19 protein-coding genes and 1 tRNA gene are annotated in these 18072 nt (G+C 63.1%); 5 read left to right on the top strand and 15 right to left on the bottom strand.

What is annotated here, in order from left to right; genetic code table 11:
* Positions 1–42 precede the first annotated feature (42 nt).
* The gene (locus DOM32_RS12655; RefSeq protein ID WP_110635017.1) at positions 43–975 is read left to right on the top strand and encodes an aromatic alcohol reductase; all 933 of its coding nucleotides are present in this window, start codon (positions 43–45) and stop codon (positions 973–975) included.
* Positions 976–1611: 636 nt separating this feature from the next.
* Here DOM32_RS12655 and DOM32_RS12650 read toward each other — a convergent pair.
* The 9 genes from DOM32_RS12650 to DOM32_RS12610 form a co-directional block, all read right to left on the bottom strand.
* Positions 1612–2535 carry a hypothetical protein gene (locus DOM32_RS12650; RefSeq protein ID WP_110635014.1) on the bottom strand — a complete coding sequence of 308 codons (924 nt, stop codon included), beginning with the start codon at positions 2533–2535 and terminating at the stop codon, positions 1612–1614.
* A 115-nt stretch (positions 2536–2650) separates the two neighbouring features.
* On the bottom strand, positions 2651–4426 hold the full coding sequence (locus tag DOM32_RS12645; protein WP_110635011.1) for a DUF927 domain-containing protein: 1776 nt from the start codon (positions 4424–4426) through the stop codon (positions 2651–2653).
* Positions 4419–5438: a toprim domain-containing protein gene (locus tag DOM32_RS12640; protein WP_110635008.1), complete on the bottom strand. Its 1020-nt coding sequence runs from the start codon at positions 5436–5438 to the stop codon at positions 4419–4421. The genes DOM32_RS12645 and DOM32_RS12640 overlap by 8 nt, the downstream gene beginning before the upstream one ends.
* Positions 5431–5763, bottom strand: a complete 333-nt coding sequence (locus DOM32_RS12635) for a hypothetical protein (protein WP_110635005.1) — start codon at positions 5761–5763, stop codon at positions 5431–5433. The genes DOM32_RS12640 and DOM32_RS12635 overlap by 8 nt, the downstream gene beginning before the upstream one ends.
* Positions 5756–5995, bottom strand: coding sequence for a hypothetical protein (locus DOM32_RS12630; RefSeq protein WP_110635002.1), 240 nt, complete (start codon positions 5993–5995; stop codon positions 5756–5758). Before DOM32_RS12630 ends, DOM32_RS12635 begins: the two co-directional genes overlap by 8 nt.
* A gap of 521 nt (positions 5996–6516) precedes the next feature.
* A complete protein-coding gene (locus DOM32_RS12625) occupies positions 6517–6777 on the bottom strand; it encodes a hypothetical protein (protein WP_110634999.1) in 261 nt (86 codons plus the stop codon).
* Complete coding sequence (locus tag DOM32_RS12620; protein WP_110634996.1) at positions 6774–7073, bottom strand: helix-turn-helix transcriptional regulator; 300 nt, start codon at positions 7071–7073, stop codon at positions 6774–6776. Before DOM32_RS12620 ends, DOM32_RS12625 begins: the two co-directional genes overlap by 4 nt.
* A gap of 680 nt (positions 7074–7753) precedes the next feature.
* Positions 7754–8944 (bottom strand): tyrosine-type recombinase/integrase, encoded by a 1191-nt coding sequence (locus tag DOM32_RS12615; RefSeq protein WP_167400669.1) that lies wholly within the window; start codon positions 8942–8944, stop codon positions 7754–7756.
* A gap of 165 nt (positions 8945–9109) precedes the next feature.
* A tRNA-Arg gene (locus DOM32_RS12610) sits at positions 9110–9186 on the bottom strand.
* 207 nt (positions 9187–9393) lie between these two features.
* On the opposite strand from DOM32_RS12610, the gene DOM32_RS12605 reads away from it, so the two are divergent.
* Entirely contained in the window at positions 9394–9699 is a 306-nt protein-coding gene (locus tag DOM32_RS12605; RefSeq protein WP_157957076.1) for a c-type cytochrome, read from the top strand.
* Positions 9700–9703: 4 nt separating this feature from the next.
* On the top strand, positions 9704–10543 hold the full coding sequence (gene thiM / locus DOM32_RS12600) for a hydroxyethylthiazole kinase (RefSeq protein ID WP_110634987.1): 840 nt from the start codon (positions 9704–9706) through the stop codon (positions 10541–10543).
* A 10-nt stretch (positions 10544–10553) separates the two neighbouring features.
* On the opposite strand, the gene cysE is transcribed toward thiM, so the two are convergent.
* Together cysE and rep are read right to left on the bottom strand one after the other, a co-directional pair.
* The gene (gene cysE / locus DOM32_RS18280) at positions 10554–11396 is read right to left on the bottom strand and encodes a serine O-acetyltransferase (protein WP_071232400.1); all 843 of its coding nucleotides are present in this window, start codon (positions 11394–11396) and stop codon (positions 10554–10556) included.
* A gap of 38 nt (positions 11397–11434) precedes the next feature.
* The gene (rep, locus tag DOM32_RS12590; protein WP_110634984.1) at positions 11435–13483 is read right to left on the bottom strand and encodes a DNA helicase Rep; all 2049 of its coding nucleotides are present in this window, start codon (positions 13481–13483) and stop codon (positions 11435–11437) included.
* Between the two features lie 191 nt (positions 13484–13674).
* Here rep and DOM32_RS12585 point away from each other — a divergent pair, with 191 nt between their 5' ends.
* The gene (locus DOM32_RS12585) at positions 13675–14136 is read left to right on the top strand and encodes a GNAT family N-acetyltransferase (RefSeq protein ID WP_110634980.1); all 462 of its coding nucleotides are present in this window, start codon (positions 13675–13677) and stop codon (positions 14134–14136) included.
* A gap of 11 nt (positions 14137–14147) precedes the next feature.
* On the opposite strand, the gene trmL is transcribed toward DOM32_RS12585, so the two are convergent.
* From trmL to pyrE, 3 genes are all read right to left on the bottom strand, one after another.
* Positions 14148–14618 carry a tRNA (uridine(34)/cytosine(34)/5-carboxymethylaminomethyluridine(34)-2'-O)-methyltransferase TrmL gene (gene trmL / locus DOM32_RS12580; protein WP_071232493.1) on the bottom strand — a complete coding sequence of 157 codons (471 nt, stop codon included), beginning with the start codon at positions 14616–14618 and terminating at the stop codon, positions 14148–14150.
* A gap of 267 nt (positions 14619–14885) precedes the next feature.
* Positions 14886–15455 carry a YfaZ family outer membrane protein gene (locus tag DOM32_RS12575; protein ID WP_071232403.1) on the bottom strand — a complete coding sequence of 190 codons (570 nt, stop codon included), beginning with the start codon at positions 15453–15455 and terminating at the stop codon, positions 14886–14888.
* Positions 15456–15635: 180 nt separating this feature from the next.
* Positions 15636–16340 carry an orotate phosphoribosyltransferase gene (gene pyrE, locus DOM32_RS12570; RefSeq protein WP_110634977.1) on the bottom strand — a complete coding sequence of 235 codons (705 nt, stop codon included), beginning with the start codon at positions 16338–16340 and terminating at the stop codon, positions 15636–15638.
* A 125-nt stretch (positions 16341–16465) separates the two neighbouring features.
* On the opposite strand from pyrE, the gene DOM32_RS12565 reads away from it, so the two are divergent.
* On the top strand, positions 16466–17236 hold the full coding sequence (locus DOM32_RS12565) for an exodeoxyribonuclease III (RefSeq protein WP_110634974.1): 771 nt from the start codon (positions 16466–16468) through the stop codon (positions 17234–17236).
* Between the two features lie 108 nt (positions 17237–17344).
* On the opposite strand, the gene DOM32_RS12560 is transcribed toward DOM32_RS12565, so the two are convergent.
* Entirely contained in the window at positions 17345–18070 is a 726-nt protein-coding gene (locus DOM32_RS12560; protein WP_110634971.1) for a 16S rRNA (uracil(1498)-N(3))-methyltransferase, read from the bottom strand.
* Positions 18071–18072: the final 2 nt, after the last annotated feature.

Raw genomic sequence — 18072 nt, 5'->3', positions numbered from 1 at the left:
GGTTTACACAGCTAGATCAAAGCCGTCAACGTTGGAGATAGCATGAATCGCACCGACAGGAAGGAATCGATATTGGTATTGGGCGCGGGGGAGCTGGGCTTCGAAGTACTGCGCCACCTGGCAAACCACGCTCGCAAGCATCAATCAGCGCGTATCTACGTCCGGTTGAGACAATCCACGATAGAGACGACCGATCCGATCAAGAAGCAGCAAATCGAGCAGTTGCGGGCATTGGGCGTCGAGACTGTTCCTGGCGATGTCGCCGCAACCGGCACGGATGAGCTGGCCGCTCTTCTCGCCCCCTACGATACGGTCATTTCCTGCATCGGCTTTTCAGCCGGACGTGGCACGCAGACCAAGATTACCCAGGCAGTGCTCCAGGCCGGTGTGAAGCGCTATGTGCCGTGGCAGTTTGGCGTCGACTACGACACGATTGGCCGAGGTAGCGCCCAGGACGTATTCGACGAACAACTCGATGTGCGCGACCTGCTCCGGGCGCAGAACCGCACAGAGTGGCTCATTGTCGCCACGGGAATGTTCACCAGCTTTCTGTTCGAACCGGCTTTTGGCGTCGTGGATCTCGAGCAGAGCGAGGTTCACGCCCTGGGTAGCTGGGATAACCAGGTTACAGTGACAACGCCGGAAGACATCGGACGCTTGACCACAGCGATACTGTTTCACGAGCCACGGTTCCAGAACGAAACCGTGTTCGTCGCAGGAGACACCATCAGCTACGGGGAATTGGTGGACGAGCTGGAGCGCCAGCTCGACCGCCCTTTCAAGCGAGAAGCGTGCTCGATTTCCTACCTTAGCGATGCGCTACGTGCCGATCCCGAAAATAATCTGTTCAAGTATCGCGCCGTGTTCGCGGCAGGCGTTGGCGTCGCATGGCCCAAGGAAACGACGTTCAATCATCGCGAGGGACTCGAAACGGTCGATGTCCCAACCTGGATACACCGCCACTTGGTTGAGTGATTGCCGGCCAATTTATGGCTGAGAAAGACGGCCGCCGGATCTACCCCATTCGCTCGCCAGGGGGCGAATGATCGACCGCACGATTGAGCAATTCTGCGCCGCCTCACAGTCGATAACGTTTCTCGTCTCACCAATGCGTTATTACACACGTGATTTTTTAGTGGGAACAGTGGGAACACCGGGAACAAGGCTCAACCATGCGGGTTGCAGAGTGGGTACGTCGTTCCCAGTTTTGGGAACAGTGGGAACAGAATCACCCTCTCTCAGGGGTAAATGACACCCGTACCCATTGTTGTACCCACTTGTTCCCGTTTACACACTCCATACTGGGAACAAGGGAACCGCTCAACCATGCGGGTTGTAGCGCGGTGTTCCCACTGTTCCCGGTGTTCCCACTATTTTTCAGGTTCCTGTGAGAAATAGCCTGACTGTTCCTGATCCTCTCCTCCAACGTGTCGAATGTCACCGATCATAGGATTGGGCAAATTCCCTCTCTCCTGGCGAGCGAATGGGTTTCGGGGTTGGGGCGCCGCGCTGGATCTCTCCACGATGTTGGACGGTGCCTTCCTCACCACGAAAAAGCCCCGCGGTGGGCGGGGCTGTTGTCTGGTGTATCTATCGAAGCGCGGGGCGTCGTCAGTGTGCCGGCAGCTCGAGCAAGGCCTGGAGTTCCTTGAGGCGGCGCGTGCGAGCGAGGCTACCGCCGTAAACGTTACGGCCGTCCTCGCAGCCCAGCGGCGCGATATCGGCCAGGGTTTCCGGCTGGGCGGCGTCGAGCTGGCCCGGGCGCAAACGCCACACCATCTCACCAATGGCGGCGTACTGGCGTTTGCGGATCTCGTGATCGAGGTGCTGGGTCTCCTGGTTGTTCAACTGGTGTTTGATGACCGTGCCAGGCTCGGCACTGGCGTCCACCTGGTAGTGGTGCGCCATGTATACCGCATTATTGCAAAGGTCAGTCTCGATTCGGCCGAACAGCGCCGGCAGTGCAGCATAGAACGCCGCGGCTGGCTCGCTCTGGCACAACGCCTCGGCGGCGGTCAGTAGCGTCTGCTGGGTCATGACTTCGCTGGCCTCTCGGCGAGCCCGCTGGAACTGCTCCCGGGCGACCTGCGTATGCAGGCGCAGCCACTCTACCTGGGGCGCCAGCAGCTCGATCATGGCGTCGGTCTGCTCGACCTCGAGACGCCATTCCCGTTCGGCTTTCTGCTGCTCGCGGATCGTCTTGTCCTGTTTGCCGAAGCCCGTCAGGAACCCCTTGCGCCAGCTTTCGCCGGACTGCCGGGATTGATGCTCGGCGGCATTGCGGGTCTTGCGCAGCCGTTCGAGTTCCTGGGCGGCGGGCGCCAGGCGCTCGCGTTGGGCCAGGTAGTCGGCGCGTGCCTCCTCCAGTCGAGCACTCGCCTTCTCGGGCGTCAGCGCGTTGATGGCCGTGGTCTGCGGCAGGTAGTCGAGGCGCTGGCCTTGCAGGCGCGTTTCGGTCGTCGTCATGGCGGCAGTCTCTCCGGTCGGTTGGGTGCGGGTTTGGGCGTCCTGAATGTTCTGGGTCGGGGTGGTCATGCGGGTTGGCTCCTGGGTCGCGGTGGCATCGGTCGTCACCTGGACGGCGCTGGGTGTTGGTTTGGGTCTGTCTCGGTCGGCACGTTTGGGACGTGTGGGGCGTTGTCGGGTTGCATCAGGCACCGCCCTCCGGGTCGAGGCGGTCGGGATCGATGACGAAGAACCGGCCCATGCCGCCCCCTGGCAGGCGGTATTTCTTCTGCTTGCGCCCCTCGTCCATCTTGGCCAGCACGTCGTGCTGCCCCAGCGTGCGCAGGATGCGGGCGCGGCTGTAGCCCTCGGCGGCCTCGGTGAGCGCGGCGCGGTTGAACAGGTAGAACCGCTTGTCGCCCTCAACCTCGAAGTACCCGGCGCGCTGTCGGACGTTGGGGTCGGCGAATTGGGCGTGGATGCTGGAGAACCGGCTATCCCCGTGCAGGGCGATGAAGTCGGAGAGCGCGGAGAGGATCTGGCGATCCTCTGCGTTACCATCCCCGATGGTGGCCAGCCACTCGGCAAAGAGCGTTCGACAGCCTTGCGTGGCCGTCCCCGCGGGCCAGGGCAGGATGCCGCACTCGCTGGCTATCTCGCCGGCGAGTGCCATCACCGCGAACCGATCCGCCACACGCCCCGCCTGGGAGCTCGAGACGTTGAACGCCTTGCGGATCTCGCCGAAGCGCCAGGTCAACCCGTCGGCGGTCTCGTCCTCGAGTAACCGCTCCACCAGGGCCGGGCCGGCATGACCGTAGTGCCGGCCGACGGCACCGGTCAGGATGCGGTGGAAGCTCTCGCCGGTGAGGCCGTGAACGTCGTCGAAGGCACGGTGTTGGCGAGTGCCGGCGTTGATGTCGACCATGCGCAGTTCGGCGCCGGCGTGGGCGGTGCTGCCCCCCATGGCGGCGTGGTCGGCCAGGGAGCGCTCGCCGCTGGAGAGCGCGAGCAAGCGCCAGTAGTTCTTGGGCCGTCCTTCCCGCTCCCGGGTCATGGTGCCCTTGCCGGTGCCGTTAGCGATGGCGTAGGCGTGGCCCTGGATCTGCTTGGGGCTGGCCCGACTCATCTCGTCGTTGATCATCACGGTGTCGTTACGCGAGGACGCTTCGATCTCGACGCCACCGCCGGACATGTCCCAGGAGACCTTGAACCGGTCGGCCGGCCCCCAGACGGTGGCGGCGATGTCCTGGGCGAGCGATTTCCCGCTGGAGGAGTCGCCCACCAGATGCACGCCGCCACCGTTGACGCCCACCTTCTTGAGGAGCGGGCCGGCCAGCGCGCAGCACACCGACAGAATCAGCACCGGGTTACCCAGGCACGGCTGGGCCACCTCGGTCTGCCAGGCTTCGAGCGTGCCCTGGGTGTCGAAGATCCGCGCCTCACGGCCGGAGCTGTGAAAGCGCACCTGGTCGCTGCCGATGATCCGGTGTGGCAGCACGAACGCGCCGCTGCGCTCGTGCCAGCCGGGCCGGGTCACGGTATCCAGTACCAGCGATGGCGCGTGGTGGCTGGCGATGTAGGCCGGCACGTGCTTGCGGTGGTGGTACTCGATGACGAGCCCCTGACGCATCAGTGTCTTGAGCACGTCCTCGCCTTTCCCGGCCAGCGCTTCCATGGGGATGACGCACTCGCGCTCACGGCCGCGGTGCTGGAACTTCAACAGCCGGCCGATGCTGCCATCATCGCTGTCGACGGTTTCGGCGATGACGTGGAGCGGACCGCAGATCCACAGATCGAACGGCTGTCCCGGTTCGTCCGGGCTGGTCTGCTTGGTGCCGTGATACCAGACGCCGGCGCGGAACATGCGCCCGTCGACGCTGGTCGGCCCGGCATAGGCGGCATAGCTTGGACGGTCGACGCTCAAGCGTTCCGGGGCGGCGGGCTCGCCGACCACGGTCAGGTGGGGCTGTGACTCACTCATGATCACCTCCCGCCTGTTCGGCATCGATCCTGGCCCGATGCCAGCGGTACAGGTCGTTGAAGTCGGTCAGATCGTCGGGGCAGCCTTCCGGCCACTTGGGATAGAGCACCATGGCGCCCACGGCCAGGGCGGCATCGTTGGCCGCCTGCCGCCCCGGGTTGCCCTCGGTCTGGCGGTCGTCGTCACCGGCGATGACGAGATCCAGCGAGTGATTCAGGGCGGTGCGCATCGTTTCGGCGACAGCGCGCAGGTTGCCGGCGTTCATGGCGCACGCCACCGGGTCGCCGGTGAGGCGATAGAGCGTGGCGCCGGTGGCCCAGCCTTCGCAGATGAACAGGCGTCGACCGGCGATGGGCTCGCCGACCAGCGAGCACGCCCCCTGGACCTGGCCGCCCTTGAGGAAGCGCTTTTTGCCGTTGGGCAGGATCCATTGCAGGTTGACCAGTTCGCCCTGGGCGTAGAGCGGCACCAGCAGCCAGCCGCGCCGGCACTGGCGCAGGCCATAGGCCGGGACGCCCCGGCTCATGAGATAGGGGTGGGTGGCACTGGCCGGTTTGGCGGCGTCCCACACCGTGCGGGCCCGAGCTGCCGCTTCCTGGCGAGCGAGTTCTTTCTCAGCGGCGTGTGCCTCGAGGTGCTGCCGGTGGGCCTCCTCGCTGGCCAGCGAGGGCGCCGGTAGCGGCGCCGACGCCGCGGCGCTCCACCGAAACACGCCCAGCCCCAAGCGCCGATCGATCGCCATGGCGGCGTCGACCTGCCGGCAGCTAAACAGGTAGCTGTAGAGCGAGACCAGATCGCCGCCGTGGGCGTTACGGTCGGCAAAGTCGTTCCACTTGCCGGTGACGAGCGAGACGCCGAACGAGCCGCTGGACCGGTCGCCGCGGGCGACGTTGCGGGCCACCCACTCGCTGCCCTGGCGGCTTCCTTGCGGCAGCCACTCCCGGGTGAGGGTTTCGGCGTAGGCCAGTGAGGCGCGGGACACGCGCTGGATCTTGGCGACGACCTCAGACATGGCCACCTCCCGCACGTCGTGCAACCGGCGCCTGGGCATGGGCTCTCGCTGCCACACGCTGTTGGGCGTCGATGCGCCGCGCCGCCACCAGCAGATCGCTGGCATCACCCATCAGGTAGCGTGCCACCGTGGCCAGGTTGGAGAGATCGACCGACGTCAGATCGCGGTCACGCCCGTTCATGGTCGAGAGCGTGAACATCAGATCCTTGATCGCGTCGAGGCGCATCTCCGCGCTGTCCAGCAACGTCTCGCGGTCGGTGCGCGGGTCGATCAACAGGCAATCGGTCTCGGTCAGGCAGTTGGCTTGCTCGAGGCGCTTATCCATGACGCATCTCCTCGGCCATCAGGTCGTCGAGATCGGCCAGGAACTGCTGGCGCTCTTCCTGGGTGATCGCGCCCAGCTCGGCGGCCATGCGGGTCATGCCCAGCAGATGGGCGAGCTGTTCGGGGCGACGATTGACGCGGAAAGCGATCAGCTTGGCGCCGATAACGGCGGTGGCGATTTGATGCGGGGGAATAACGGATCGTGCGGACGCACGGGGGGCGTGTTCGGCCATGGGGCAGACTCCTTTCGCTTCACAGGAGTCGCCAACAACCCTTTCCACGGGATTGGAGGCGACTGTACGCGGGGTGGAAAACCGGCACGAAAGGAAACCGGCCGGGCCGAAGCCCGCCCACGCACAGCCGCCATAACGACGCTTTGCGGGCACAAAAAAAGCGCCTGCAAAGGTAGGGGCGCTGTTGCGCCTTCCGACTTCCGGGTTTCCACGCCCGGTCACGGATTTTGCCGTGACGCGAGCATCGTAGCCGGACACTTTGGGAAGGCGCAAGCCCTCCCTGGCCAAAGGATGACGAATGGCGAGCGTGAGCCCCCGGCAAATCGGCGTGTGTTGGGGCGTGACACCGCGCCGGATTTTGCTAGGATCGTCATTGCTATGAGTGTCTTTGAGAGCCCCGGCAGCCCCACGCTGACCGGGGTTTTCGCGTTTCGTAGGCACAAAGCCTCCCTGTTCCCCTCGGCGCGAGCGCCGAGCGGCTGTGTGAATCGAGTCGGATTAGGTCGGAGAGTGCGGGCGGTCTAGCAGTCGGTCTCGAGCGTCGGGCCGCGATGAAGGTCGCGCATCAACACGGTGTTGGGATCGCGTGGCAGCGAGGAATGCTTGCCGCCGCTACCGTTGCGTTCCATCAGCACCGCCACGCGCTGGCCGCTGGCGCTATGGCGGACCACTTCGCGGCCGGCCCGATTGGTGGCGACGTTCAGCGCCTCGTCCAGCGCGGGGATGTCTTCTTCGGTGAAGTTGAGCGACTGCGCGCCCACGGTCAGTGTGAAACGTTTCATGCGCGGGCCTCCTGGGCGGTGTTGGCGAAGTAGTGAATCTGGCGGCCGGCCAGGGTGCGGTTACGCTCGGCGAGTCGGGCGGCGATCCAGCTATCCACCTCCTCCTCGAGCCAGGCGACGCTCTTGTCACCGATGGGCACCGGTGCCGGGAAGGTGCCGTTGCTCACGCCGGCATAGATCGCGGATCGGCTCTTGCCGGTCTTGAGCTCTACGTCGCGGCGTCGTAGCAGGCGATTGCCGAGTTCGATGCGCTCGACCTGGCGGTATGGGGCGGCTGTCGATGAGACGTTGGCCATGATGGTTCCTCGGTGGCTTCCATTGCGTGTCCCGGCGTTTTCGCTCAGGACAGGGATAGCTTGCCGGGGGCGAATGAGGACTTCGAGCGGTTGGCGTTGTAGAACTGGGGTTTTACAACGAAATACAACATTGGAGGACGGCTTTCGGGATAGAGGCTCTCGGGAAAATTGAGAAACGGGAGGATCAGCCCGACGGTTTGAGCAATCGACGAATGGAAATCGGCCGCGTGGGCCAAAATAGGTGGGATAGCGGCGGCAAGGTAGCCCCCCTTACATCCGCGCGCTGGCTTGTGCCGCATTTACTTGCGGTGCAACCCAGATAGAAGACTCTGTGATTGGAATCGATGCGCCTACTGGTGCGAATGAACATGCATGAGGAACACTTTGGACACCGTTCCCCCAAGCCATAGGTGTCAAAGTCCACTCCATCTCTTGGTGAAGAAACCGGCACGCTACGCGGCCTTGGCTGACGACTCGTAACGCTAGAAATCTGTGGCGAGTTGCCTGTGGGTTTCTTCTGATATGACCGAAGCGGACTCAATGTAATTTTAAAGCGGAGTCGCTGATGGCAGTTGAGGCACTCGACAATGGCGACACGTTGCGTTTCGGAAGTCTTCCACTGGCCCTGGGTCAGCATCCAAAACTGACAATTGGGACACTTCTCACCAAATCCTTTCACCTCAGGGCGTAGGTGTCTGGGAGTAAAGACTATCCGCCCAGAACTGCATCATCGCCGGGCGCTGTTCCGGTGTCATATGCTCGGCGTGCGTGTAGACGCCTTGAATCCCTGGGAGCTTGTGGGAGAGCTGCATCTCGATCCACTCGCCGCGATAGCCCAGTTCCTTGAGTCCCGTTGCTACGACATGCCGAAATCCGTGTGGCACATGCCGGCCCTGGTAACCCATGCGCTTGAGCGCTACGCCGAAAGCAGCATCAGACAGGGGCTTGGTGGGGTCGTTGCGACCGGGGAACAGTAGGCCGTACTGGCCCGTCATGACGTGCAGTCTGCGCAGCTCGGCGACGGCCTGGCGGGGCAAAGGGACGCGATGTGAGCGACCCATCTTCATCCGCTCGGCAGGGATGCTCCAGATAGCGCGCTCGAGATCGATCTCCTGCCATCGCGCCTGGCGCATCTCGCCCGGTCGTAACGCCGTCATCAGCAGCAGTTTCAGCCCGATTCGTACCAGTGGGTTGTGGTAACTCTCGATGGCCTCGACCAGCCCCGGCAACTCCTCCTGCGAGACGTGTGGAAAGCTCTTTTGCCTATGTGGGGTCAGCGCACCGGTTAGGTCGGTGAGAGGGTTGTGTGAGGCCCGGCCAGTGATCACGGCGAAGCGATAGATATCGCGGCAGAACGAGTGCACCTTGCGCCGCTGTTCGAACTTGCCGGCCTGCTCGAGACGCTTCAAGAGCTCCAGCCACTCCAGCGGCTTGATCGTCTCGATGGGTTTGTCCCCAACGGTCGGGAAGATGTAGTTCTCGAGCGACCGGATGCTCTCCTTGGAACGCTTGGAGCTGGCCTTCCACCTTGGCGCCATCGTCGCATGCCACTCATGCGCGAGCGCTCGGAAGGTATTCTGCTGGGAGAATTGCTGCTCCCGTTTCTCCTCCTTTCGACGCTCGACCGGATCGATGCCCTGGCTCAGCAGCCGGCGTGCGTCCGTGCGCTTCTCGCGGGCCTCGGCGAGCGTCACCTCGGGATAGCTCCCCAGGCTCATCATGTTGCGCTTGCCGTTGGGTCGCGTGTAGCGCAAGCGCCAGCCTCGGCTCCCTGTGTTCGAAATCACAAGTTGTAATCCCGCCCCATCAATGAGGGTGATCGGTTTAGGGCCTGGCTTGGTTGATTCGATTTTTCTGATAGTTAGCGGCATTGGGGTATAGCTAGGTTTTCCGAACACGGGTATATACCCCGATCTATACCACATTGCGTCTGGATTCGATAGGAACGCTTAGGAAAAGGCAGGACTAAAAGCTGATGATTTTTAAGCGTTTTTCTTACGATTTTGGACTTTCTCGGAACGTTCAGGAAGTCCAGATGGCGCGCCCAGCAGGATTCGAACCTGCGACCCCTGCCTTCGGAGGGCAGTACTCTATCCAGCTGAGCTATGGGCGCGCGATGACATGCGTCGTGCCGAAGCGGCGATGACCGGGGTGGCCGGGGAGCTGCCGCAAACAGCGCGGCCATCCTAACCGCTTGGCCATTGGCTGTCCAGCCATGCTCCACTCGGCTGGCGTGTCGGCTTTCGCCATGCAGGAGTGCGATTATACTGGGAAAGCAACGACACAAGAAACGAACGACGCGACCGACGACGAGGACGACATGCGCTTGAGATTTTCTCTGCCGTTAACGGCAATCCTGCTGGCCTCGAGTCTGACAGCACCGGCACAGGCCGCCGACGGTGAAGCCATCTTCGAAGACAATTGTGCCGGTTGCCACGACGGCGGTAGCGCGCCGCAGATCGGCGACAACGACGCCTGGCAGTCACGGATCGACGAAGGCATGGATGAGCTGTATGCCAATGCGATCAACGGCGTCGGCGGTATGCCGGCCAAGGGTGGCAACGCGGATCTCACTAATGGCGAGGTCAAGGCAGCCGTCGACTACATCGTCGATGAAAGCGAGTGACGGCATGACCGAGGCACCGCTCCAGACGCGTGAGTGGCAGCAGCGCCTGCTGGCAACACGTGATCACCTGCGCGAACGGGCGCCGCTCGTGCATTGCCTGACCAATCAGGTCACCGTCAATTTCGTCGCCAACGCGCTGCTGGCGGCGGGAGCCTCTCCGGCGATGACCGATCATCCTGAGGAAGCCGGAGACCTGGCCGCAGCGGCAGACGCCGTGCTGATCAATCTGGGTACACCCAATACGGATAGCCTGACCGCGATGCGACGGGCCAGCCGTGCCGCCAATGCAGCGGGCAAGCCTTGGGTGCTCGATCCGGTCGGGGCAGCGGCACTGCCGTTACGGCGAGAGGTGAGTCACGAACTGATGGCGCAACACCCGGCCGTGATTCGTGGCAATGCGTCGGAGATCATGGCGCTGGCCGAGGCCGATACGCGAGGCCGCGGGGTCGATACGCAGCATGAATCCCGGGATGCACTCTCCGCTGCTGACGATCTGCTGGAGCGAACGGAGGGCATCGCCATTTCCGGACAGGTCGATCGCTTGCTGGGACGTTTAGCCGACGCCCGCAATCCCGTGACGATCAGCCTTGCCGGCGGGAGCGCGTGGCAGCCGCGGGTGACGGGAACCGGCTGCGCCCTGGGGGCACTGATCGCCGCCTATCTGGCCGTTGCCGATACGCCGCTGGACGCGATGATCTGTGCCCATGCACACGCCGCCGCCGCAGCCGAACAGGCGGAGCGAACGGCGCGTGGCCCGGGCAGTTTTGCCGTGGCGTGGCTGGACGCGCTGGATAGCGTCGACCTGGCGGGCTTTTTCTCGGATCGCCAGAGACTAGATTGCTAGCATCGCCGCGCTAGCGCCCACAACAGAGCTTGCTGCTGGAGGGAGCGGGCTGCGCCGACCTTTGCGAATCACGCGGCTTGTCGAGGCAGTGCTGCATTTCCCGTGAAGGTGCCGCGCAACCGGCATCGCCGACAACGCGCGCCGGCACGCCCACCGCCGTGGTATGAGGCGGCACCGTCTTCAGTACCACCGATCCGGCGCCGATACGGGCGCCTTCACCGATCTCGATATTGCCGAGCACCTTGGCGCCGGCGCCGATCAACACGCCTCGCCGAATCTTGGGGTGGCGGTCCCCCGCTTCTTTCCCCGTTCCGCCGAGCGTGACGCCCTGCAGCAGTGAAACCTCATCCTCGATCACCGTGGTTTCACCGATGACGACCCCGGTCGCGTGATCGATGAAGACGCCATTGCCGATCCGCGCGGCGGGATGAATATCGGTCTGGAACACTTCGGAGCTGCGGCTCTGCAGGTAACGCGCCATCTGCCGACGCCCGGTCTGCCACAGCACATGCGCGAACCGATGCACCGTCAGCGCATGAAACCCCTTGAGATAGAGCAGCACCTCGGTGACCTGGCGAATCGCCGGATCGCGTTCGATCACGGCGGCGAGATCCTGCCCAATGCCATCGCTGATGGCAGGATCGCCGTCCAGCAGTTCGTCGAACAGCTTGATCAACTGATTGGCAGCCAGATCGGGATGCGCCAGGCGCTGGCCCAGTCGATAGGCCAGACCGGCACCCAGCGTCGAGCGGTTGAGCACCGCGCCCAGCATCAGTGGGGTCAGCAGCGGCTCCTGACGAGAGATCGTCATCGCCTCGTCGCGGGCCTGTTGCCACAGCTCGGTGGTGTTCATCGGCATCTCTCGTCGGCGTAAATGGGGATTGAATACATCTAGCCTAGCAGCGATCGCAGGCCCGCGATCGCACTCTGGCCCCGCTCCTGTTTCTTCTCGGGATTTTCCTTGTCGGCGCGACCTTCCCATTCGAGGTCGTCCGCCGGCAGCTCGTCCAAAAAGCGACTCGGCGTGCAGTCGAGCAGTTCGCCGTAGGCCTTGCGCTGGCGGGCGAGCGTCAGGGTCAACGTGCGCCGGGCACGGGTGATACCGACGTAGGCGAGCCGTCGCTCCTCCTCCACGGTGCCGGATTCGATGGAGTTGCGGTGCGGCAGCAGCTCCTCTTCCAGCCCCATCAGGTAGACGTGGGGAAACTCGAGGCCCTTGGAGGCGTGCATGGTCAGCAACTGGACCCGGTCGGAGTCGTCCTCTTCAGCCTGCTGTTCGAGAATGTCGCGCAGCACCAACCGCGAAATGGCCGACTGCACGTCGTCGGTCTCCTCGGAGGCTTCGCCATCCTCGTCGTCGCGGTGCATCGACTTTTCGAGCTGATCGATCAGCGTCCAGACGTTGGCCATGCGGCGCTCGGCAATGGTCGGTGCGCTGGCGTTCTGATAGAGCCAGGCTTCGTAATCCATGTCGCGGATCATCTCGCGAATCGCGGCGATGGCGTCGCCCTGATCCATGCGCTTGCGCACGCCATCGATGAAATGCGCGAATCGTCCCAGCCGCTCCACCGCCCGGGTCGGCAGGACCTGCTCCAGGCCGAGCTCATGACAGGCAGCGAACATCGAGGCGCCACGCTCGGTGGCGTAGTTGGCGAGTTTCTCCAGCGTGCCGGGGCCGATCTCGCGGCGCGGCACGTTGACGATGCGCAGGAAGGCGTTGTCGTCATCAGGATTGATCAACAGCCGCAGATAGGCCATCGAATCCTTGATCTCGTTGCGCGAGAAGAACGAGGTACCGCCGGAAAGCTTGTAGGGAATCTGGTGGTGCTGCAGCTTGAGCTCCAGCAGTCGCGCCTGGAAGTTGCCGCGATAGAGCACGGCGAAGTCGCGCCATTCGGCGCGCTCCTTGATCCGGCGGGTCAGGATCTCGCCGGCGATGCGCTCGGCCTCGGCCTCTTCGTGGCGGTTGACCACCACGCGGATCGGATCGCCCTGACCCATGTCCGACCACAGCGTCTTCTCGTAGACGTGCGGGTTGTTGGCGATCAGGGTGTTGGCCGCACGCAGAATCGTCGCCGTGGAGCGATAGTTCTGCTCCAGCTTGATCACGTTGAGCCGCGGGAAGTCCTCGCCCAGCGTCACCAGATTCTCCGGCCGCGCGCCGCGCCAGGCGTAGATCGACTGGTCGTCGTCGCCCACCACGGTGAAGGTGGCGCGCTCGTCCATCAGCATCTTGACCAGCTGATACTGGCTGACGTTGGTGTCCTGATACTCGTCGACCAGCATGTACTGGATGCGCTTGCGCCAGCGTGCCAGCGCCTCCGGGTCGGTCTGCAGCAGCACCACCGGCAGCATGATCAGGTCGTCGAAGTCGACCGCGTTGTAGGCCTTGAGATGACGATTGTAGGCTTCGTAGATTCGTGCGGCGTACTGTTCGTCTTCGTCGGCGGCGTGGGAGATCGCCGGCCCCGGCAGCACCAGGTCGTTCTTCCACTGGGAGATTCGGTTCTGCACCGCGTTGATCTGCTCGGCGTCGGTGTCCGCTTCCTTCTGCATCAGGTCGCGCAGCAGCGCCTTGGCGTCCTCCGGATCGAACAGCGAGAACCCGGGACGGAAGCCGAGCGTCTTGAGCTCGCGGCGGATGATGTTGAGGCCGAGGTTGTGGAAGGTCGATACGGTCAGGCCGTGCCCTTCGCGGCCCTTGAGCATCTGCCCGACGCGTTCCTTCATCTCGCGCGCCGCCTTGTTGGTGAAGGTGACGGCGGCGATCTTGCGCGCGCTCATCCCGCACTCCTGAACCAGATAGGCGATCTTGGTGGTGATCACGCTGGTCTTGCCGGAACCGGCACCCGCCAGCACCAGACAAGGGCCGTCGATGAAGCGCACCGCTTCCTGCTGGCGCGGATTGAGCTTGGCGAGACGTTGGCGAATATCGGACATGAGGGCAGAATCGCAGAGAAAACAAAACGGAGAAGGAAGTGCTTCACCCGTTGACGAGCAAGATGAAACGCGAGGCACGCAACGCACAGAAACCGGAACATAGTAGGCTATGTGAGAATTTCGAGCATTGCGCAACAAAGCGTTTCGCGTGCGCAGTCACGAGTGAAGTATTTCCGGGAATGATACACCTCATGCAATTCATACGAGATGATTTACGCGGCCTCGAAATCGCCGCGTTGCTGGAATTCCACCTCAAGGACTTCGAGCCGCACTCGCCACCCGAAAGCCGCCATGCGCTGGACCTCGATGGGCTACGCCATCCGAACGTTCACTTCTATACCGCATGGGAGGATAACGAGTTGCTGGGCTGCGGCGCCTTCAAGCGCCTCGATGAAAAGCACGCCGAGATCAAGTCGATGCGCACCGATCCGAGCCATCTACGTAAAGGCGTGGCGCGGGCGATTCTGGCGCACCTGATCGAGGAGGCGCGTGCCGCCGGCCTGCAGCGGCTGAGTCTGGAGACCGGCCCGATGGCGCACTTCGCCCCGGCCAGAAAGCTTTACGAGGCGTTCGGATTCACCTACTGCGAACCGTTCGGCAGCTACGTCGAAGATCCCTATAGCGTGTACATGACGCGGGGGCTACATAACTGAAGCCTCGATGCCTAGAGATCCACCGCCCCGGCAAAATCCAGCTGCCGCCAGGCTTCATAGACGATGATCGCGCAGGCGTTGGAAAGATTGAGGCTGCGACTGTCGGGCAGCATGGGCAGGCGCAGACGCTGCGCGGGCGGTAGCGCCTCGAGCATCGACTGCGGCAGGCCACGGGTTTCCGGGCCGAAGACCAGCGCATCGCCTTCACGGTAGTGAACGTGGCTGTAGCCATGACGCCCCCGCGTGGAGACGGCAAAGACACGCTCTGGCCCTACCACTTCGAGAAACGCGGCCCAGTTGGCGTGGACCTGAACCCGCGCCCATTCGTGATAGTCGAGCCCGGCGCGTCGCAGGCGCTTGTCGTCGAGTTCGAAGGCCATCGGTTCGATGATGTGGAGACGAAAGCCTGTGTTGGCGCACAACCGGATGATGTTGCCGGTGTTGGGCGGAATCTCGGGTTCATAGAGCACGATATCAAGCATGGCGGCCGACTCGGAGGCGGGTAACTCTCGCATCATACGCAATCGGCGTCTTTCTCTATAGGGCCCCGAAGCCTGCTCTCGCTCCAGAGCCCCGAAGCCGGCTCTCGCTCCAGAGCCCCGAAGCCGGCCCCCGCTACAGAACCCGAAGCCTGCTCTCAGGAAGGGACGCCGATTGTTTTCAGCGCCCCGAAACCGACGTCAGGCGTAGCTCGTAGCTCGTAGCTCGTAGCTCGTAGCTCGTAGCTCGTAGCTCGTAGCTCGAATACCTTAAAACCCGACGCTGACGCCCAACACCGGCCCGCTATCCAGCGTATGGCCGTTGTCGTTATCGAAGTCGGTACGCATGTAGCGATAGCCGCCATAGACGTAGGTATGCGAGATGATGTTGACCCGCGCCTGGGCGCCGTACTCATAGCTCTTGTCGATGTCGCCGTGGGCCAGCCCTTCCGGCGTGTAGAAGCCGTAGCCGCCGATCGAGGTCAGCGGGATGGGCGTATCGACGAATGCGGAGCCGCCGAGCCCCAGACCGCCACCGTTGCCATAGTGGGTATCCTGATACTGGTAACGCCCACCCACGGAAAGGTCGATGCCCGGCAGCCACGGTGTGAACATCAGCGAACCCGAGTAGGCCTTGGCATTGTGACCGCTGTCATCGGTGTTCAGGTAGCCGACACCGGCCCGCAAGGTGGGGAAGATGGTCTGACTGGCTTCGACACCGAAGGATTCATCGCCGCCGTTGGCGGAAACACTCAGCGCCATCGCCTGCTGACTGGCGAACATGAAGGTCGCTGTGGCAAGGGCAAAGCCCCAGGGTTTGATCCTGCTGCGGTTGATCATGATGCGTCTCCCGAAATTGGCGCCAAATCGCATTGGACTAACGGCGTAAGCGTGGCATAATTTTCGAGTTTATCAAACGCTGTTTTTTAAACATTTTGTAACACGCCACGACGACGAGGCTGCGGCTAATCGTAGCAGGCGAGAGCCTCGGAACGCCCTGCCTCGTCACGGACTGCAGGATCAGCAGTCGCTGATGATGCCGTAGCGATCACGGTAGGCGCGGATCGCCTCGGCATGCTGGGCAATGGAAGCGCCATCTTCGCCGCTGCGGGGTTCGCGCGTTTCCAGATAGGCGAGCAGTTGGTCGAGGTTGACGATGCTCACAACCGGCATATGATACGTCGCTTCGACTTCCTGGATCGCGCTGTGCGGCTTCAGACCGTCGGCATCCTGGCCACGTTCCTGACGATCGAGCGCGATCACGACACCCGCGGCCTGGGCTCCGGCATCGTTGATGATCTGCATGACCTCGCGGATCGCCGTGCCGGCCGTGATGACGTCATCGATGATGAGGACGTTGCCGCGCAGTTCGGCACCCACGATATTGCCGCCCTCACCGTGAGTCTTGGCTTCCTTGCGGTTGAAGGCAAAGGGCATGTCGCGCTGGTGATGGTCGGCCAGAGCAACGGCTGCACTCGCCGCCAGCGGTATACCCTTGTAAGCTGGACCAAATAGTACATCGGCCTCGATACCGCTGTCGGCAATGGCGCTGGCATAGAAACGTCCGAGACGGGCCAGCGCACGGCCGGAACGGAATAGACCGGCATTGAAGAAATAGGGACTGACACGACCGGACTTGAGCGTGAATTCACCGAAGCGCAATACTCCTTCGGCGATCGCGAATTCGATGAACTCTTGCTGATACGGCTGAATCTCGACGCTCACCCCGGGGTCTCCCTATTGCCTCATGTTTCTTGAAGACTGCTCTCGTCCTGGCCTGACGCAGCGGTCATTTACCTAAACCTTTCAAGCTCGGGTATCATACACGCGCGACAAAGAAGGAACACTGTATGAAAATCGCCAGCATCAATGTGAACGGGATCCGAGAGGCCGTCGAGCGGGGCTTTCTCGACTGGCTGGCCGAACAGGATGCTGACGTCGTCTGCGTGCAGAACCTGAAGGCCAAGAGCTTCGAGCTCGATGACAGCATTCTCTATCCGGAAGGTTACGAAGGTTATTTCCTGGACGCCGAGCAGGATGGCTTCTCCGGGGTCGGGCTCTACTGTCGCAAGATCCCCAAGGCCATCATGTATGGTCTGGGTTTCGAGCAGTGCGACAACGAAGGGCGCTTCCTGCAGGCGGACTACGACCGCTTCAGCGTCGCGACCTTCCTGATGCCGAGCGGCGACGACGATCCGGCCGCCAAGCAGACGTTCATGACCCAGTATCTCGAGTACCTGAACAAGATGGCTCGCAAGCGTCGCGAGTACATCATCTGCGGCACCTGGCACATCGCGCACAAGACGCTCGATCTGGCCAACTGGACCGACAACCAGACGACGCCCGGCTTCAAGCCCGAAGAGCGCGCCTGGATGGATCAGGTATTCGGCCCGACCGGCTTCATCGATACCTTCCGCGAAGTCAACCGGGACGCCAACCAGTACACCTGGTGGCCCAGGCTCGATCAGGAAGTACCGCGTTCCCGCCAGGAAGGCTGGCGCCTCGACTATCAGGTCGTCGGCCCCAACTTCCGGCGCAACGTGAAAAACGCCTGGATCGATACCGACGCAACCTTCAGCGAGTTCGCCCCGCTGATCGTCGAGTACGATCTCGAGCTGTAATCGCCGCTCGACGCCGCACGCCAGCAGCCGTCAGCGATTCGCAACGAAAACACCCCGCCAGCCGGATAACGGATGGCGGGGTGTTTTTTCGAGGCGGGCTGGATTCGGCTACAGATCCCCGAAGTGATGCTGCAACAGCGTCAGCGCCACCACCGGCGCGGTTTCGGTACGCAGAATGCGCGGGCCGAGGGTGAGCGGCTGGAAACCGCCGCGCCGGGCGGCCTCGACTTCGGCCTCGCTGAGTCCGCCTTCCGGGCCGATCAGCAGCGCAGCCGAATCGGCTGAATCCGTCTGTCGCCAGCTGTCGTCGGTGGCGGGATGCAGCACCAGCCTGAGGCTTTCGCCCCGTCCGACCAGCCATTGTGCCAGCGTCTGCGGCGGATGGATCGTCGGCACGCTGGCGCGCCCGCACTGCTCGCAGGCGCTGACTGCCACGCCCTGCCAATGGGCCAGCTTCTTGGCCTCGCGCTCGCCCTTGAGGCGCACGTCGCCATGTTCGACATAGAGCGGGGTGATTGCGGCCACGCCGAGTTCGACGGACTTCTGGATCGCGTAGTCCATGCGATCACCCTTGGAGATTGCCTGGCCCAGATGCACGCGCAACGGCGATTCCCCGCTACCTGCGCTCACCTGCTCGATGCGCGCGACGACTCGCTTGCGACCCACTTCGACCAGCGTCGCCTGCGCCTCGTGGCCGACACCATCGAACAGCGTCAGCGGCGCGCCTTCACGCAGCCTCAGCACCAGCGCCACGTGGCGAGCCGGCCCCTCCGGCAGAACGACATCGCCGCCAGCGACAAGGCTGACGGCGACATGAATACGCGGCTTGGCCATGG

Source organism: Salinicola salarius, assembly GCF_003206135.1.
Classification (GTDB): Bacteria; Pseudomonadota; Gammaproteobacteria; order Pseudomonadales; family Halomonadaceae; genus Salinicola; species Salinicola salarius.
Note: the sequence above shows the minus strand (reverse complement) of the source record. Positions and strands in the feature narration are given on the sequence as shown.

Excerpts from the sequence above, each read along its gene's own strand:
- DOM32_RS12635 (WP_110635005.1), bottom strand. The coding sequence starts at position 5,763 with ATGGATAAGCGCCTCGAGCAAGCCAACTGCCTGACCGAGACCGATTGC.
- DOM32_RS12585 (WP_110634980.1), top strand. The coding sequence starts at position 13,675 with ATGCAATTCATACGAGATGATTTACGCGGCCTCGAAATCGCCGCGTTG.
- DOM32_RS12655 (WP_110635017.1), top strand. The coding sequence starts at position 43 with ATGAATCGCACCGACAGGAAGGAATCGATATTGGTATTGGGCGCGGGG.
- DOM32_RS12640 (WP_110635008.1), bottom strand. The coding sequence starts at position 5,438 with ATGTCTGAGGTCGTCGCCAAGATCCAGCGCGTGTCCCGCGCCTCACTG.
- DOM32_RS12645 (WP_110635011.1), bottom strand. The coding sequence starts at position 4,426 with ATGAGTGAGTCACAGCCCCACCTGACCGTGGTCGGCGAGCCCGCCGCC.
- DOM32_RS12560 (WP_110634971.1), bottom strand. The coding sequence starts at position 18,070 with ATGGCCAAGCCGCGTATTCATGTCGCCGTCAGCCTTGTCGCTGGCGGC.
- DOM32_RS12650 (WP_110635014.1), bottom strand. The coding sequence starts at position 2,535 with ATGACCACCCCGACCCAGAACATTCAGGACGCCCAAACCCGCACCCAA.
- DOM32_RS12620 (WP_110634996.1), bottom strand. The coding sequence starts at position 7,073 with ATGGCCAACGTCTCATCGACAGCCGCCCCATACCGCCAGGTCGAGCGC.
- DOM32_RS12575 (WP_071232403.1), bottom strand. The coding sequence starts at position 15,455 with ATGATCAACCGCAGCAGGATCAAACCCTGGGGCTTTGCCCTTGCCACA.
- rep (WP_110634984.1), bottom strand. The coding sequence starts at position 13,483 with ATGTCCGATATTCGCCAACGTCTCGCCAAGCTCAATCCGCGCCAGCAG.
- trmL (WP_071232493.1), bottom strand. The coding sequence starts at position 14,618 with ATGCTTGATATCGTGCTCTATGAACCCGAGATTCCGCCCAACACCGGC.
- DOM32_RS12565 (WP_110634974.1), top strand. The coding sequence starts at position 16,466 with ATGAAAATCGCCAGCATCAATGTGAACGGGATCCGAGAGGCCGTCGAG.
- DOM32_RS12605 (WP_157957076.1), top strand. The coding sequence starts at position 9,394 with ATGCGCTTGAGATTTTCTCTGCCGTTAACGGCAATCCTGCTGGCCTCG.
- thiM (WP_110634987.1), top strand. The coding sequence starts at position 9,704 with ATGACCGAGGCACCGCTCCAGACGCGTGAGTGGCAGCAGCGCCTGCTG.
- DOM32_RS12625 (WP_110634999.1), bottom strand. The coding sequence starts at position 6,777 with ATGAAACGTTTCACACTGACCGTGGGCGCGCAGTCGCTCAACTTCACC.
- DOM32_RS12615 (WP_167400669.1), bottom strand. The coding sequence starts at position 8,944 with ATGCCGCTAACTATCAGAAAAATCGAATCAACCAAGCCAGGCCCTAAA.
- cysE (WP_071232400.1), bottom strand. The coding sequence starts at position 11,396 with ATGAACACCACCGAGCTGTGGCAACAGGCCCGCGACGAGGCGATGACG.
- DOM32_RS12630 (WP_110635002.1), bottom strand. The coding sequence starts at position 5,995 with ATGGCCGAACACGCCCCCCGTGCGTCCGCACGATCCGTTATTCCCCCG.